This window comes from Streptomyces sp. NPDC007095 (genome assembly GCF_040634475.1).
GTDB lineage: Bacteria > Actinomycetota > Actinomycetes > Streptomycetales > Streptomycetaceae > Streptomyces.
In genome coordinates this window covers 1-16,844 of the sequence record NZ_JBEYFS010000247.1, presented here as the reverse complement: position 1 = coordinate 16,844, position 16,844 = coordinate 1, and the positions used below count along the sequence as shown (strand labels likewise).

The following is a 16,844-nucleotide window of genomic DNA, read 5'->3' as shown; positions in this document are numbered from 1 at the left end:
GGTCGCGCAGTTCGCCGCGCCCCTGACAGCCTCGGTCGTCCGGGGCTGGAGGGGCGCGGGTCCTGCCCCGCCCACCCGCCCGCGTCTTCAGCCCGTCCGGCGTTCGAGAACGAGGCCGGAGGCCGGAGGCCACCCACCCCGGCCCGGCCGCATTTTTCAGCCTCTCCGGCGTTTGAGGACGAGCCCTTCGAGCGATCGGAGGTCCGGGGGCCGAGCCCCTGGGGGATGGGACGGGCAGGGGCGGCGGAGGTGAGGGAAGGTGGTTGTGGTTGCCGGGGTGCTCGGCCGGGTGTCAGCCACCCGGTGTCGGCGAAGCCGCGTCCGGGCGGCTGAGGACCGGCGCCGTCGCCGACGCCTCCTGGAGCTCCAGGACCCACACCTCGTTGGCACCCTCACGCAGCACCGGCCCGGGAACGTACAACGACCGCTGCGGCCCCACCGACCAGTACCGCCCGAGATCGAACCCGTTGACCCACACGAACCCCCGCGTCCAGCCCGGAAGTTCGAGGAAGGCGTCCCCGGCGCCACGCACCTCCACGGTGCCCCGGTACAGCCCGCGACCGCCCTCCGCAGGCAACCCCCCGAACGGCACCCGCCCCACGCCCCCACCGTCGAACGCGTCAAGACGCAGCCCCCGCGCCCGCACCCCGTGCAGGTACTGCCGCTCGTGCAGAATCCCCCCGGTGATGCCCTTCGGCTCACCCGAACGCGGACCGTAGTTGACCCTCCCCAGGGACTCCACCCACGCCTCCACGCGCGCGTGCCCCGCGACAGGCTCCTTGAGTCCCGGGTCCTCCTCGGTGAGCACCCCGGCCGCCGCGCCGTCGACGTACACCACCGCCAGGTCCCGCAGCCCGCGCAGCAGGAGGGGGTACGGCCCCCGCGGGCCGGGGACGGTCACCTCGTACTTCACCAGGCCCCGGTCGACGTCCAGTTCCTCGAAGGTGGGCGGGACGGGGTACTCGGCGTCCCGGCCGCCCAGTGTCTCCAGCACGGCGTCCAGGGCGGCCCATTCTCGAAGGTCCACGGTCGCCCCCGCACCGAGCGGCGCGGGCGCGGGCGGCAGCTCCGGCAACGGTCCGTCCGCGTACGCGGCCAGGATCTCCCTGAAGCGCCAGAACTTCTCGGTGGGGCGCCCCAGTTCGTCGATGGGCGCGTCGTAGTCGTAGGAGGTGACGTCCGGCTCCAAGGGGCCCTCGTGCAGCGCGCCCCCGCCGCGGTTCGCCCCCGCCCAGCCCGCGAAGCTGGTACCCCCGTGCGCCATGTACAGGTTGACCGAAGCCCCGCACTCCAGGATCTCGCGCAGCGCCTGTGCCGCGTCCCCGGCATCCCGTACGACATGCTCGCCGCCCCAGTGGTCGAACCAGCCGCACCAGAACTCCATGCACATCAGCGGCCCCTCGGGCCGGTGCCGGCGCAGCACCTCGAAGGCCGCGCGTGCGCGGGAGCCGAAGTTGACGGTCGCGAGGACACCGGGGATCGAACCGCCGCCCAGCATGTGGTCCTCGGGACCGTCCGAGGTGACCAGCGGAACGCTCACGCCCTTGGCCCGCAGCACGTCCGCCAGGCGCCGCAGATACACCTGGTCGGAGCCGTAACTGCCGTACTCGTTCTCGACCTGCACCATCAGCACCGGCCCGCCGCGGTCGATCTGCCGCGGCACGATCTCGTGCAGCACCTGGTGGAACCAGTGCTCCACGTGCCCCATGTACTCCTCGTCCCTGGTGCGGAGCCTCCCCGTCAGCCAGTGCGGCAGCCCCCCGTTCTCCCACTCCGCGCAGATGTACGGGCCGGGGCGCACGATCGCCCACAGGCCGGCCTCCCGTACGGCGTCCAGGAACCGGCCCAGCGCCTGTACGTCCCGGTACTCGCCCGGGCGCGGCTCGTGCAGATTCCACGGGACGTACGTCTCCACACAGTTGAGCCCCATCGCCCGCAGCATCCCCAGCCGATGCCCCCACTGCTCCTCGTGCACCCGGAAGTAGTGCAACGCGCCGGACAGCAGCCGCACCGGGCGCCCGTCCAGCAGAAAATCCGTGTCCCCCACCGTGAACTCGCTCATGCGCTCACCCTCACCCCTGGCGGCGGGCCGGGTCCATGGACAAAGATCAGCTCTGGTTGGACCGAAGAGTGACGCCGGCGGCAAGGACGCGAAGGAGGCAAGGGGCGCGGATGTACCACACCTGGATGCGCTATTTCTCCCCCGCTCCCGTCCACCACCGGCTCGGCCTCGCCTGCCTCGGCGTGGGCCTCCAGCACGGCGAACTGCCCACCGTCGGGCCCCGCACCCTCGACCACCACGTGGCCGTCGTCGTCAGCGCGGGCGGCGGCTGGTTCCGGGGCCCCGACGGACACCACCACACCGTCACCGCGCCCGCCCTGCTCTGGCTCACCCCCGGCGTACCCCACCACTACGGGCCCGACCCCAGCTGGGACGAGTGCTTCGTCGACTTCACCGGGCCCGCCACCGCCACATACACCGAACTCGGCTACATCGAACCCGACCGCCCCGTCGTGCCGCTCTCCGACGCCACCGGCGCCCGCGCCACCGTCGGCCGCATCGCCCGCGCCGCCCGCCGCGGCAACCCCCTCCTCGAAGTCGAGACAGGCGCAGCCGTCCACGAACTGCTCGTCGCACTGCGCCGTGCCCGCGCCGACCTCGCCCCCGACGGCGACCCCGTCCTGCACGCCCTCGCCCGTGACGCGTTCCAGCCACTGTCCGTCGCCGAGCACGCGGCCCGCCACGGCATGACCCCCGCCGAACTGCGCGCCGCCGTCCGCCGCGGCGCCGGCCGCAGCCCCAAGGACTATCTCCTCGGCATCCGCCTGGGCCGCGCCAAGGAACTCCTCGCCGCCACCGAACTCCCCGTCGCCGCGGTCGCCCGACGCGTCGGCTACGACGACCCCGCCTACTTCTCCCGCCTGTTCACCCGCCGTGTCGGCATGGCCCCCGTCCGCTTCCGCGAACAGCAGGGCCGCACCCTCCCCGGCGGCTGGAGCGACCACATACCCGACCCCGACGATCCGCCCATGATCGAGCCCCGGCACGCCACGTAGGGTTGGACCCCATGACCACCAGCAACACCGGCAACACGAACGACGCGGCGAGCGACGAGGTCGACCCCGCCGTGCGCGCGGAACTCGCCCGGCTGCGCGACAGCATCGACAACATCGACGCCGCCGTCGTCCACATGCTCGCCGAACGCTTCAAATGCACCCAACAGGTCGGGCATCTCAAGGCCGCCCACCAACTGCCGCCCGCCGACCCGTCCCGCGAGGCCCACCAGATCGCCCGGCTGCGCCGCCTCGCCGAGAGCGCCAAGCTGGATCCGGCCTTCGCGGAAAAGTTGCTGAATTTCATCATCGCCGAGGTCATCCGCCACCACGAGAGCATCGCGGACGGCGCCGGGCGCGGCGCGTCGGCCACGGGGGAGTGACACCGGGCGCCCCCAGCGTGCATCCTGCGTGAGCACTCCCTGTCAGGTGTCAGGCCAATGGCACATGCCGGCCGACCGTCCGTACGGGCCCCAGGGCACCCGCCACCCGTGGCACCCGCCACCCGCCCGTACCGGGCCGGGCCGGCATGTGGCCGATCGAGGGGACGTCGGGCCATGCAGTCGGATGCCAAGATCCTCATCGTCGACGACCACGAGGACACGCTGTACGCGCTCGAAAGCGCCCTCGCCCCGCTGGGCCACCTCGTGACCCGCGCGACCAGCGGCGACGACGCCCTCAAGGAAGTGCTGCGCGGCCAGGTCGGACTGCTCCTCCTCGACGTGCGCATGCCCGGCGTCGGCGGCCTCGACGTCGTGCGGTACATGCGCCGCGTGGAACAGACCCAGCACATCCCGGTCATCCTGCTCACCGGCTTCGGACCGGACACCGAACTGTCCGCCACCGCGTTCGCCCTCGGCGTCGCCGACCTCGTCATGAAACCCGTCGACCCCTGGACCCTGCGCACCAAGGTCCGCTACCTGTACGACACGCACCAGCGCCACCGGGCCCTGCAGGCGGAGGTGCGCGAGTTACGCGCCCGGACCAGGAAACGCGCCTCACCGCCCACTCCGGGCCGCCCCCGCCCCGACACCCGCGTCCCCCCGCAACGCGACGGCCACACCGACGCACGGGACACACGGGAGGTACAGGACGCACGGGACACACGGGAGCAGGACCGCACCGCCTGAGTACGCCGACCCCGCCGTGTCCATGCCGGACAAACGCCATATACCGGGCCACCCCTGTGTCCTGTCCGAGCCATCAGGCAGCATGTCCCCCATGTCCGTACTGACGCGCGACGAAGCGCAGACCCGTGCCCAGCTCCTCGACGTCCACCACTACGGGATCGCACTCGACGTGACCCGCGGGGACGAGACCTTCGACTCCCTGACCGTCATCCGGTTCACCGCCCGCGCCGACGCGGACACCTTCGTCGAGCTGAAGCCCGCCGAGCTGCGCTCCGTCACCCTCGACGGACAGCCCCTCGACCCCGAGACCCTCGACGAGAACCGGCTGCCCCTCAAGAGCCTCACCGCGGGCGAGCACGAACTGCGCGTCGACGCACGGATGCGCTACTCCCGCACCGGCGAGGGCATGCACCGCTTCACCGACCCCACCGACGGCGAGACCTACGTCTACACCCAGCTGTTCATGGAAGACGTCCAGCGTGTCTTCGCCGCCTTCGACCAGCCCGACCTGAAGGCCGTCTTCGAACTCTCCGTGACCGCCCCCGACGGCTGGACCGTCCTCGCCAACGGCGTCACCGAACACCTGGGGGAGGGCCGCTGGCAGGTCGCCCCCACCCCACTGATCTCCACCTACCTCGTCGCCGTCGCCGCCGGCCCCTGGCACTCCGTCCGCACCGAGCACCGCGGCCTGCCCTTCGGCATCCACTGCCGCCGCTCGCTCGCCCCCTACCTCGACGCCGACGCCGACGAGATCCTCGACGTCACCCGCGCCTGCTTCGACCGCTACCACGAGAAGTTCGACGAGCCCTACCCCTTCGACTCCTACGACCAGGCGTTCGTCCCCGAGTTCAACGCCGGCGCCATGGAGAACCCCGGCCTCGTCACCTTCCGCGACGAGTTCGTCTACCGCTCCGCCGTCACCGACACCGAACGCCAGACCCGCGCCATGGTCATCGCCCACGAAATGGCCCACATGTGGTTCGGCGACCTCGTCACCCTGCGCTGGTGGGACGACATCTGGCTGAACGAGTCCTTCGCCGAGTACATGGGCTACCAGACCCTCACCGAAGCCACCCGCTTCACCGACACCTGGACCGACTTCGGCGTCACCCGCAAACCCTGGGGCTACGACGCCGACCAGCGCCCCTCCACCCACCCCGTCGCCCCCGACCCGGACGCCGTCCCCGACACCGCGTCCGCCATGCTCAACTTCGACGGCATCTCCTACGCCAAGGGCGCCTCCGCCCTGCGTCAACTCGTCACCTGGCTCGGCGAGAAGGACTTCCTCGCGGGCATCAACACCCACTTCGCCCGCCACAAGTTCGCCAACGCCACCCTCGCCGACTTCATCGACAACCTCGCCTCCGCCACCGAACGCGACGTCCACGCCTGGGCCGACTCCTGGTTGCGCACCACCGGCGTCGACACCCTCACCCCCACCCTCACCGCCGGACCCGACGGCACCTACACCCTCACCGTCGAACACCACGGCAGCCGCCCGCACCGCATCGCCGTCGGCCTCTACGACAACGACCTCGGCGGCGAAGGCCGCCTCACCCTGCGCGACCGCCTCGAAGCCGACGTCCCGGGAACCGAGCCGACCGTGATCGGCAAGCGCCCCGCCCTGCTGCTCCTCAATGACGGCGACCTCTCGTACGCCAAGGTCCGCTTCGACCCCGAGTCCTTCCAGGCCGTGCGCACCGCCCTCGCCGGACTGCCCGAGCCCCTCACCCGCGCGGTTGTCTGGAACGCCCTGCGCGACGCCGTCCGTGACGGCGAACTGCCCGCCATGGCCTACATCGACGCCGCCCGTGCCCACCTCCCGCACGAGAACGACCTCGCCCTCGTCCAGGGCGTCCTGTCGTTCGCCACCGCCCAGGTCGCCGACCGCTACCTCCCCGCCGAGGACCGCCCCACCGCCCTCGCCACCCTCACCGACCTCTGCCGCGACCTCATCCGCCGCACCGAGGACGGCTCCCACCCCGGCCTGCGCCTCACCGCCGTACGCCACTACATCGACGTCGCCGCCCACCCCGACACCATCAGCGCCTGGTTCTCCGAAGGCACCGTCCCCGGCGGACCCGAACTCGACCCCGAACTGCGCTGGCGCATCCTCGGCCGGCTCGCCGTCCTCGGCGCCATCGACGACGCCGTCATCGAGGCCGAACTCGTCCAGGACCCCAGCGCCACCGGACAGGAAGGCGCAGCCCGCTGCCGTGCCGCGCTGCCCGACCCCGAGGCCAAGCGCCGCGCCTGGGAGGAGATGTTCACCTCCGACCACCTTTCCAACTACCTCTTCACCGCCACCGCCCAGGGCTTCTGGCAGCCCGAACAGACCCAGCTCGTCCGGGAGTACGTCGAGCGCTACTGGACCGACGCCGTCGCCGTCGCCGCGCGTCGCGGCCCCGCCATCGCCGACGCCGCCGGGCGCTACGCGTTCCCCGTCCACGCCATCACCCCCGAAACCCTCGCCCTCGGCGAGGCGTGCCTTCGCGACGCCGACCTCATCCCCGCCCTCCGCCGCAAAATCGTCGACCAACTCGACGACCTCGCACGCGCCTTGAAGGTACGAACCGCATAACGGGCGGCCGGTGGCTTGGGCGGGGCTACGCCCCGATTCCCCGCCCGCCCCTGGTCTTTCGGCTGCGGGCCCGGTGGGGGGCTCGTCGCGCGGTTCCCAGCGCGCCTCTGAAAGCTCGGGGGGCGTCCGGTGTTCCACGGCGAGGCCGGGGGTCGATGCCCCGCCCGCCCCGGCCCGCGTCTTCAGCCCGTCCGGCGTTTGAGGACGAGGCCGTTCAGACCGACAGGGGGTCTGGGGGCGCAGCCCCCGGGGATGATGGGGGTCCCCCCTGCTCGAGCGAAGCCGAGAGCTTGGGGGAGGGTAGGGGCGGCGGGGGCGAGGAAAGGTGGTTCCCGTCCCGGCGTGGCGTCTAATGCCGCAACAGGCAACGTTCGCCCCGTCGCGACGCCCGGCACGCACTCTCGCCGCACCGGCCGAAAGCCCAAGTACGTCCAGTACGAGGACTTCCGGCCGGCACGCCGAGAGCACGCACCGGACGCCGCTCCTTGACGGGCAAACGTTGCCTGCCGCGGCACTAGCAGCTCCACCCCCCACCCACATTTCCTCCGCCCACCAGTACCCCCATTCGGGTCGGATCGTTGACCTTTCAGGGCGCGCAGGCCCATCCCCGTACAGGCTGGTACTCCCCCTGCCGCGCGCCCACCGGAGGACACCTCATGAGCACGCCGCCCCTCGCCTCAGGCCCCGAAGGTCCCGGCGCGCTGCGGCCGCTGCTCGACACCGTCCTCGACGCACTGCGCGAGGGCGGCGAGGCCCGCGGGGGACCGCTGCCCGCAGGCGGACCGGAGAGCGTGGCCCGGCGCGTACGGGACGCGGTCGGTGACGTACTGCCCGAGCAGGGCACCGAAGACGCCCTGCGCGTCCTCGTACGGGCTCTCGCCGAGGGCGCGGCCGACCCCGCCGACCCCCTGTGCGCCGCCCACCTGCACTGCCCACCCCTCGCCGTCGCCACCGCCGCCGACCTCGCCGCCTCCACCCTCAACCCCTCCATGGACTCCTGGGACCAGGCCCCGGCCGCCTCGGAACTGGAGGCACTCGTCACCCGGGCCCTGGCCCAGGAGATCGGCGCCGACGACGCCCTGGTCACCACCGGCGGCACCGAGTCCAACCAACTCGCCCTCCTCCTCGCCCGGGAGGCACACGCCGGCGTGCGGCTCATCCACGGCGCCAACGCCCACCACTCCCTGCCCCGCGCCGCCTGGCTCCTCGGCCTGCCCGACCCCGTCGTCGTCCCCGCCCCCGCCGGCACCATGGACCTCGCCGCCCTCGACGAGGCCCTCACCGAACTCCAAGGCCTCCGCGGCTCCCTCCTCGTAGCCGCCACCGCCGGCACCACCGACGCCGGACTCATCGACCCCCTGCCCGACATCGCCGACCTCTGCGAAGCCCACGGCACCCGCCTCCACATCGACGCCGCCTACGGCGGAGGCCTCCTCTTCAGCGACCACCACCGCGGCAAACTCGACGGACTCGACCGCGCCCACACCGTCACCCTCGACCTGCACAAACTCGGCTGGCAGCCCGTCGCCGCAGGCCTCCTCGTCGTCAAGGACCCCCACGACCTCGACGCCCTGAGCCACCGCGCCGACTACCTCAACGCCGACGACGACACCGAAGCGGGCCTCCCCGACCTCCTCGGCCGCTCCCTGCGCACCACCCGACGCCCCGACATCCTCAAAGTCGCCGTCACCCTCAAAACCCTGGGGCGAGCGGGACTCGGCGCGCTCGTCGACCAGGTCTGCGCCCGCGCCGTCGAACTGGCGGACCTCGTCGAAGCACACCCCGGCTTCGAGCTCTACGACCCGCCCACCCTCAGCACGGTCCTGTTCCGCCCCGCCGAGGCCTCCGACGAAGCCGTCGCCGCCGTACGCCGCACCCTGCTCCACGAAGGACGCGCCGTCCTCGGCCGAGCCCTGCTCGACGACCGGCTCTGGCTCAAAGCCACCCTCCTCAATCCCCACACCCGGCCGGGCGACCTGGCCGCGCTCCTGAAACTGGTGGAAGGACACACACCCCGATGAGCCCGACGCCCCTCCCCCCACCCCACGAGTCCGACGCGCCCCGGGACCTCGTGGGCATCGGCATCGGCCCGTTCAACCTCTCCCTCGCCGCCCTCGCCCACCCCCTCCCCGAACTCGACAGCGTCTTCTACGAACAACGCCCCGGCTTCGACTGGCACCCTGGCCTGCTCATCGACGGCGCCACCCTCCAAGTCCCCTTCCTCGCCGACCTGGTCACCCTCGCCGACCCCGCCAGCCCCTGGTCCTTCCTCAACTACCTCAAGGACCGCGACCGCCTCTTCCCCTTCTACTTCGCCGAGCGCTTCCACATGCAGCGCGCCGAGTACGACGCCTACTGCCGCTGGGTCGCGGGCCGCCTCCCCGGACTCCACTTCGGCCACCAGGTCGACGTCGTCCGCTGGAACCCCGAACGCACCCTGTTCGAAGTCGACTTCACCCAGCTCGACAGCGAGGGAGAAGCCGAGGCCCTGGGCCGGACCTACGCCCGCAACATCGTCCTCGGCGTCGGCACCGCACCCCACATCCCCGAGCCACTCAAACCCCTCGTCGATGCCCCCGGCGTCCCCGTCATCCACGCCGCGGACTACCTCGCCCACCGCGAACGCTTCCTCACCGCCGAACACATCACCGTCATCGGCGCGGGGCAGTCCGGCGCCGAGGTCTTCCTCGACCTCCTGCGCAACCGGCCCGCCGGCCGCGAGAAGATCCACTGGCTCGCCCGCACCGAGGCCTTCGCGCCGATGGAGTACTCCAAGCTCGGCCTCGAACACTTCACCCCCGACTACACCCGCTACTTCCACGCCCTCACCGAGCCCGTACGCGACCGGCTCGTCGCCGCCCAATGGCAACTCCACAAGGGCATCGACGCCGACACCATCGCCGCCATCCACGACGAGCTCTACCGCCGCACCCTCCACGGCGGCTGGCCCGACGCCGTCCTCACCCCCGCCGTCACCGTCCGCACCGCGGGCAGCGTCGCCACCACCAAGGTCGAACTCCACCTCGAACACGGCCAGCAGGGCGCCCGTACCCGCCTCATCACCGACGCCGTGGTCCTCGCCACCGGCTACCGCGAACGTCCCCTCGGCCAGATCCTCGCCGGACTCGACCCCTACCTGCGCCGCGACTACGCCGAACGCCCCCGCATCGACGACCAGTTCCGCCTGCTCCTCGACCCCTCCGTCACCGGCCGCGTCCATGTCCAGAACGCCGAACTCCACACCCACGGCGTCGGCGCCCCCGACCTCGGACTCGCCGCCTGGCGCAGCGCCACCATCCTCAACTCGCTCACGGGCAAGGACCCCTACCCGCTCCCGCGCCGCACGGCCTTCACCACCTTCGGACTCGACCCCCACTCCCAGGTCCCGCCCGCCCGCCACACCGCCCAGACCCTCACCCCGCTCGCCGACGGACGGTAAGAAGAAGACCCCGGACACGCGTCCGGGGTCCAGAAGACAGGCAGGCCAGAAGACAGGCAGGCTAGAAGACAGGCGTGCCGTCCCGCGTGAGCTTCCAGTCCACCGAAGCGAACTCCTTCGGGTCGAGCACACCCTTCGCGGTCACCCACTCGGAGATCCGCGTACGGATCTCCGTCGACTCCGACCAGACCTCCTTCGCGGACGCCACATGCGGGAAGGCACCGCCACCGTTCGCCCGGTAGTTGTTCACCGCGAACACGAACTGCTGCGCGTCGTCCAGCGCCGCACCGTTGTACGTCAGGTTCTTGATCCGCGAACCCTCCGCCTGCGCGATGTCGATGTCGTACCGGAGCCCCGACACATAGTCGTAGTTGTAGTCCGGACGGTTGTTCGCGTTGGTCAGCTTCTCCGTGTCGATCACTGCACCGGCCGCCGTCCGCACGAAGTAGTTCGCCGAGTACTCCAGGTACGCCCGCACCTGCGCCCCCGTCAGCACCTTCGCGACCAGCGTGTTGTCGTACACGTAAAGGCTCGACAGATCCCGGATCGTCACCTTGCCGGCCGGGATCTCGGAGGTGCGCGAGAACGGCGAGGCCTGCGCGATGACGGGCAGCGACGCGTACTCCGTGCCGACCAGCGCCGCCTTGACCACGTCCTCCTGCACCTTGGTGATCAGGTCGATGATCGGGGCGTCCTTGTAACGCGCCTCGACCGTAGTCAGCGTGTCCGTGGCCGTGCCGACGACCTGGTTGACGTACGCCACCACCAGATCGTGCTCGTCCTTCAGCAGCCGGGTGATCTTCGGGTCGTCGGCGACCGAGTTCGAGTTGCGGACCGCGGCCGCCACCGACTCGACCTGCCACTTCCCCTTCTCGAAGACCAGCTCGAAGTCGAACACCGACAGCCGCTCCGCATACGCCAGCGGCTCCGACAGCACCACCGTCCTGCCGGTCTTGGCGTTGGTGACCTTCAGCTCCGGGATCTCCACGTGCGCGTGCCCGACGAGAATCGCGTCGATCCCCGGCACCTGCTGGGCGACGAGCGCCGCCGAGTTCTCGACGTACGGCAGCTGGTCACCGTAGGAGGACGTGCCGGACGAACCGGAGTGCGCCGACACGACGACCACGTCCGCACCCATCGACCGCAGCTTCGGCACCCACTTCGCCGCCTGCTCCTCCAGACCAGGGAACGTCAACTTCCCCTGGACGTAAGCCTTGTCCCAGATCGCGATACCCGGGTTCGTCAGACCGAGCACCGCCACCTTCACCGACGGCGCACCCGGCACGTGGAACGTCTTCATGAAGTACGGCGGGAAAGCCGGCTTCAGCGTCTTCGCGTCCAGCGCGTTCGCACCCAGCAGCGGGAAGCGGCACTGCGACTCGAACTTCCGCAGCGTCTCGATGCCGTAGTTGAACTCGTGGTTGCCCAGCGCCACCGCGTCATAGCCGATCGCGTTCATCGCCTGCGCCATCGGGTGCACCGGACCGCCCTTGGCGGTGATCGGGTCCACCTTCGCGTAGTAGTACGTCAGCGGGGTGCCCTGAATCGTGTCGCCCGCGTCCAGAAGGAGGGTGTTGCAACGCCCCTTCTCCTTGCGGATCTCGTTCACCAGCGTCGAGATCCGCGCCAGACCCTGCGCGTTGCCCGCCGTGTCCGTGTACTCCGCGTCCTTGAAGTAGTCCCAGTTGAAGACATGTCCGTGCAGATCCGTCGTGCCCATGACGGTGAGGGAGTACCGCTTCACAGGCTTCTTCCCACCCCCTGCCGCCGCCGAGGTGGCCGCCTGCGCGGACGGAGCCGCGACCGCACCGGTCAACGCCACCCCCGCACCCGTCACGGCGGACTTCTTCAGGAACTTCCGGCGGTTCAACGGCATGTCTATGGCTCCTCGGGAAACGGTCAACGACGCGCGTAGATTCTGACCCACACATGACACTCCAGAACAGGTCCTGGAGGTTTCCATCTGGTGACCACCGGGCACCACGACCACCCTTCCGGTGACAGAGTGGGGCGTATGGCCCCCACCGCAGAGGAACCCCGATCCGCAGTCCCCTACGGAACCCCCGAATCACCCCGCATCGCCGTCCGCGGCGAAGCCCACCTCGAAGTCGACCCCGAGATCGCCCGCATCGGCATCACCGTCAGCGCCCGCGGCACCGACCGGCGCGAGGCCCTCGCCGACCTCACCCGCCGCAACACCACCGCCATGGACCTCGTGAAGTCCTACGGAGACGCCGTCGAACGCCTCGAAACCGGCGCCTTCTCGATCAGTCCGGAACTCACCAAACACGGCCGCGGCGAACGTATCCGCGCCTACCACGGCCGCGTCCACCTCACCGCCGAACTCACCGACTTCACCGCACTCGGCGAGCTGACGACACGCCTCGCGGATCTCGACCTCACCCGGGTCGACGGCCCCTGGTGGGCCCTGCGCCCCGACTCGCCCTCCCACCGCCAAGCCCGACAGCAGGCGGTCCGCGAAGCCGTCCAACGGGCTCGCGAATACGCCGAAGCCCTCGGCACCACCCTCGCCGCCCTCGTCGAACTCGCCGACATCGGCGCCGAGAACGCCCAGCCCTACCCCGCGGCCCCCGGCCGCGCCATGCGCTCCATGTCCTTCGCCGGCGGCGCCCCCGAAGAAGCCGCCCCCCTCGACCTCGAACCCGAACGCCAACACGTCTACGCCCAGGTCAATGCCCGATTCACGATGGCACCGCCGGAACTGTAAAGCGCGGACCGGTCGCCATTAAGTACCGACGCGCTCATCAGAGCACCCCCGCGCACAATTCAACTGTTGTCAATAAGGCTTCACGTAAAGGTTGTTGAGTAGTCATGCTGGACCAATTCTCTACCGACCGGTAAGGCCTAGGCTCAAACCATGCGCCGAGCAAAAATCGTCTGTACATTGGGCCCCGCCACCGACTCGTACGACCAGCTCAAAGCCCTGGTCGACGCCGGAATGGACGTAGCCCGCTTCAACCTCAGCCACGGCACCTACGCCGAACACGAGGAGCGCTACCAGCGCGTGCGAAAGGCCTCCGACGAGACCGGCCGCAGCGTCGGACTGCTCGCCGACCTTCAAGGCCCGAAGATCCGACTCGGCCGCTTCACCGAAGGCCCCGTACTCCTTGAACGCGGAGACACCTTCACCATCACCGTCGAAGAAGGCGCCGAGGGCGACCGCCTCACCTGCGGCACGACGTACTCGGGCCTCGCGGCCGACGTCACCCCCGGCGAACGCATCCTCGTCGACGACGGCAAGGTCTGCCTCGAAGTCACCGCCGTCGACGGCCCCCGCGTCCACACCACCGTCGTCGAAGGAGGCATGGTCTCCGACCACAAGGGCCTCAACCTCCCCGGCGTCGCCGTCTCCGTCCCCGCCCTCTCCGACAAGGACGAAGCGGACCTCCGCTGGGCCCTGCGCACCGGCTTCGACGTCATCGCCCTCTCCTTCGTCCGCAGCGGCCGCGACATCGACGACGTCCACCGCATCATGGACGAGGAAGGCCGCCGCCTCCCCGTCATCGCCAAGGTCGAGAAGCCCCAGGCGGTCGACGCGATCGACGACATCGTCGCCGCCTTCGACGGCATCATGGTCGCCCGCGGCGACCTGGGCGTCGAAATGCCCCTCGAACAGGTCCCGATCGTCCAGAAGCGCGCCATCAAGCTGGCCAAGCGCAACGCCAAGCCGGTCATCGTCGCCACCCAGATGCTCGACTCGATGATCGACAACTCCCGCCCCACCCGAGCCGAGGCGTCCGACGTCGCCAACGCCGTCATCGACGGCACGGACGCCGTGATGCTCTCCGGCGAGACGAGCGTCGGCAAATACCCCGTGGAAACCGTCCGGACGATGTCCCGCATCGTCGAGGCCGCCGAGGAGGACATCCTCGCCAAGGGCCTGCCGCCCCTGACCGACCGCAACAAGCCCCGCACCCACGGCGGTGCGGTCGCCCGCGCGGCGGCGGAGATGGGCGACTTCCTCGGCGCCAAGTTCCTCGTCGCCTTCACCCAGTCCGGCGACACGGTCCGCCGCCTGTCCCGCTACCGCTCCCCGATCCCCCTCCTCGCCTTCACCCCGACCCCGGCGACCCGCTCCCAGCTGAACCTGACCTGGGGCGTAGAAACGTTCCTGGGGCCGCACGTCGACTCCACCGACGCGATGGTCGACCAGGTGGACGAACTCCTCCTGAAGTACGGCCGCTGCGAAAAGGGCGACATCGTCGTCATCACCGCCGGCTCCCCGCCCGGCGTCTCCGGCACCACGAACCTCGTACGCGTCCACCACATCGGAGAGGACGACAGCCCCAAGTAGGTCCGGCTGTCAGTACTTGGGACCGACGTGGGCGTCCATGAGAGCGACGGAGGCTTTGCGGGCGACGGAGATGTTGAACGGGTTTCCGTTGCGGGTGCAGTGCGTCCACTGGATGCCGAGCTTGTCGAGGGTGTCGGTGTAGAGCTGCCGGATGTCGTCGGAGACGTTGGTGAAGAAGTACCGGGGGTATTCGTAGCGCTTGCGCTCGCCGGCGATGACCTTCTCGGTCCAGTTGGTGATCCGGCAGCCGTCGGAGTGGATGAGCCCGCGGATGAATTCCCACGGATGAACGCCGACGATTTCCTGTTGCCAGGATTCGAGGACGATCGGGCGCTCGTGCTTCTTGCCGGGGCCGTGCTGGGGGAAGAGGCAGGGCCAGTGCTGGCTGTATCCGACGACCGAGACGTACCCGACTGCTTGGACCCGGTTCGACTTCTTGCTGGGGTTAATGGCTTCGATGGCGGCAGCGCAAGCTTCGATGAGGCCTGGCCAAGCGATGGCGCATGCGATGCGGAGAACGTAGCCCGCTCGCATGCCGGGGCTGATGCAGCCGTCACCGAAGTAGAGCCCCAAGAGGTAACTGTAGGCCGCCGTGTTGGAGGGTGGCTCAGTCGCTGGGCCGCATCTTGAGCATGGTGTGCGCTGCATGCGCGGTAACGGGGCGATGCGCGATTGCCAGCAACGGATCGCTGACCTGGATACCCCGGTCTCCTTGCTCACGGAGTTCAGGCTGCGCCCCTGAGCGACAAGTGCCAGAGCTCGCTCGCGTGTGCCCATGTCGTACATGTGGTTACTTTGCGCGAGCGATCGCGACCGTGCGCAGCAAAAAGCGAATGTTCACGAGAACGGGAACATCCGCTTTTCTGCGACGACCTTGGAATCCAAGGAAAAGTGCCCCGAGTCGGACTCGAACCGACACTGTATGGGTTTTGAATCCATTGCCTGCTGCCAATTGGGCTACCGGGGCCCGCTGAATCGAAGGTTTACCCCGACCCGCTGCCCGTCCACCATACCGCAGCTAGGTAGGCTCTTGGGAGCAGTACCCGCCCCTGAACGAGGAGCCCCCGTGACCGCCCCCGAGTCGCCCCAGCCCGTCGCCGACGACGACAAGTCGCACGTGCCTCCGCTGACGACCCGTGTCGTCATCGCCGAGGACGAGGCGCTGATCCGCCTCGACCTCAAAGAGATGCTCGAGGAAGAGGGCTACGCCGTCGTGGGCGAGGCGGGGGACGGGGAGCAGGCCGTCGAACTGGCCCGTGAGCACCGGCCCGACCTCGTGATCCTCGACGTCAAGATGCCCAAGCTGGACGGGATCTCGGCGGCCGAGAAGATCGCCGAGGAGGGCATCGCCCCCGTGCTGATGCTCACCGCGTTCTCCCAGCGCGACCTCGTCGAGCGTGCCCGCGACGCCGGCGCGATGGCGTACCTCGTGAAGCCCTTCAGCAAGAGCGACGTCGTACCGGCGATCGAGATGGCCGTCTCGCGGTTCACGGAGCTGAAGCAGCTGGAGAAGGAGGTCGCGGACCTCAGCCAGCGTCTGGAGACGCGGAAGCTGGTGGACCGGGCCAAGTCCGTGCTCCAGACGGAATATGGGCTGACGGAGCCCGCCGCGTTCCGGTGGATCCAGAAGACCTCCATGGACCGCCGTATGTCCATGCAGCAGGTCGCCGAGGCGGTCATCGCGGACGCCGAGGAGAAGAAGTCCTCCAAGGGTTAGGGAGGGCGGGGCGTCCCGTTTGGGGGTGCCGCGGCTTGCCCGCGCGAGCCCGGCGCCTGCGTGTCAGGCTGGTTCCGGGGCCGCGTGGCCTTCGGGCCGGCAAGGCAGCAAAGGAGACAGCGCGTGGAAGAGAAGGCGTTCGTCCAAGCGGTGTCGGAGCGTACGGGCCTGTCCCGGCAGGAGTCGGCCGATCTCACGCGTGCCACGCTGGAGACGCTCGCCCATCGGCTGAGCTCGGGTGAGGCGCGGAACCTGGCGCTGGAGCTCCCGGAGGGTCTGGCGGAGTCCGTTCGGCGGGGTGCGACCGCCGAGATCGAGCGCTTCGACTACGACGAGCTCGTGCGGCGTGTGGCGGAGCGCAACGTACTCAAGCCGGACGAGGCCGACAGTGGCGTCCGTGCCGTGCTGGTCACGCTCCGTGAGGCGATCAGCGAGAAGGAGTTCGGCCACGCGATGTCGCAACTCGGTGCCGACTTCACCAGGCCGATCGAGAATTTCGCCGGCTGATGCCGCGCCTTTCCGCGATGGCACCCAGCGAGTGACGAAGAGGCCCGCGCCCCCCGGCGGGGGCGGGGGGCGCGTGGTGGGGGGGCGGTTAGGTGGTACGG

General features: G+C 70.1%; 13 protein-coding genes and 1 tRNA gene. 10 read left to right on the top strand and 4 right to left on the bottom strand.

The annotated features are described in order from the left end of the window. Window positions 1–292: 292 nt before the first annotated feature. Window positions 293–2,062, bottom strand: a complete 1,770-nt coding sequence (locus ABZ656_RS48535; RefSeq protein ID WP_101405714.1) for a beta-galactosidase family protein — start codon at window positions 2,060–2,062, stop codon at window positions 293–295. A gap of 110 nt (window positions 2,063–2,172) precedes the next feature. Here ABZ656_RS48535 and ABZ656_RS48530 point away from each other — a divergent pair, with 110 nt between their 5' ends. The 6 genes from ABZ656_RS48530 (at window position 2,173) to ABZ656_RS48505 (ending at window position 10,204) form a co-directional block, all read left to right on the top strand. Continuing rightward, the gene (locus tag ABZ656_RS48530) at window positions 2,173–3,057 is read left to right on the top strand and encodes an AraC family transcriptional regulator (protein WP_101405715.1); all 885 of its coding nucleotides are present in this window, start codon (window positions 2,173–2,175) and stop codon (window positions 3,055–3,057) included. Between the two features lie 11 nt (window positions 3,058–3,068). After that, on the top strand, window positions 3,069–3,437 hold the full coding sequence (locus tag ABZ656_RS48525) for a chorismate mutase (RefSeq protein ID WP_101405716.1): 369 nt from the start codon (window positions 3,069–3,071) through the stop codon (window positions 3,435–3,437). Window positions 3,438–3,611: 174 nt separating this feature from the next. Continuing rightward, window positions 3,612–4,184 carry a response regulator gene (locus tag ABZ656_RS48520; RefSeq protein WP_360277753.1) on the top strand — a complete coding sequence of 191 codons (573 nt, stop codon included), beginning with the start codon at window positions 3,612–3,614 and terminating at the stop codon, window positions 4,182–4,184. Window positions 4,185–4,266: 82 nt separating this feature from the next. After that, a complete protein-coding gene (gene pepN, locus ABZ656_RS48515; protein WP_101405718.1) occupies window positions 4,267–6,765 on the top strand; it encodes an aminopeptidase N in 2,499 nt (832 codons plus the stop codon). Between the two features lie 656 nt (window positions 6,766–7,421). Further along, a complete protein-coding gene (locus ABZ656_RS48510; RefSeq protein WP_101405719.1) occupies window positions 7,422–8,786 on the top strand; it encodes an aminotransferase class I/II-fold pyridoxal phosphate-dependent enzyme in 1,365 nt (454 codons plus the stop codon). Continuing rightward, window positions 8,783–10,204 carry a SidA/IucD/PvdA family monooxygenase gene (locus ABZ656_RS48505; protein ID WP_101405720.1) on the top strand — a complete coding sequence of 474 codons (1,422 nt, stop codon included), beginning with the start codon at window positions 8,783–8,785 and terminating at the stop codon, window positions 10,202–10,204. Before ABZ656_RS48510 ends, ABZ656_RS48505 begins: the two co-directional genes overlap by 4 nt. Before the next feature lie 61 nt (window positions 10,205–10,265). Here ABZ656_RS48505 and ABZ656_RS48500 read toward each other — a convergent pair whose 3' ends face one another. Continuing rightward, window positions 10,266–12,080 (bottom strand): 5'-nucleotidase C-terminal domain-containing protein, encoded by a 1,815-nt coding sequence (locus ABZ656_RS48500; RefSeq protein ID WP_101405721.1) that lies wholly within the window; start codon window positions 12,078–12,080, stop codon window positions 10,266–10,268. A 138-nt stretch (window positions 12,081–12,218) separates the two neighbouring features. Between ABZ656_RS48500 and ABZ656_RS48495 the strand changes: the two genes are divergently transcribed. Further along, entirely contained in the window at window positions 12,219–12,932 is a 714-nt protein-coding gene (locus tag ABZ656_RS48495) for an SIMPL domain-containing protein (protein ID WP_101405722.1), read from the top strand. Between the two features lie 150 nt (window positions 12,933–13,082). Beyond that, entirely contained in the window at window positions 13,083–14,519 is a 1,437-nt protein-coding gene (gene pyk, locus ABZ656_RS48490; protein WP_101405723.1) for a pyruvate kinase, read from the top strand. A 9-nt stretch (window positions 14,520–14,528) separates the two neighbouring features. Here the strand turns inward: pyk and ABZ656_RS48485 are convergent, their stop codons facing one another. Next, window positions 14,529–15,305, bottom strand: coding sequence for a helix-turn-helix domain-containing protein (locus ABZ656_RS48485; protein WP_360277746.1), 777 nt, complete (start codon window positions 15,303–15,305; stop codon window positions 14,529–14,531). 106 nt (window positions 15,306–15,411) lie between these two features. After that, window positions 15,412–15,486: transfer RNA gene (locus tag ABZ656_RS48480), tRNA-Leu, on the bottom strand. 99 nt (window positions 15,487–15,585) lie between these two features. Between ABZ656_RS48480 and ABZ656_RS48475 the strand changes: the two genes are divergently transcribed. Next, window positions 15,586–16,236: a response regulator gene (locus ABZ656_RS48475; RefSeq protein WP_101405724.1), complete on the top strand. Its 651-nt coding sequence runs from the start codon at window positions 15,586–15,588 to the stop codon at window positions 16,234–16,236. Window positions 16,237–16,359: 123 nt separating this feature from the next. Beyond that, entirely contained in the window at window positions 16,360–16,743 is a 384-nt protein-coding gene (locus tag ABZ656_RS48470; protein ID WP_101405725.1) for a DUF2267 domain-containing protein, read from the top strand. Window positions 16,744–16,844: the final 101 nt, after the last annotated feature.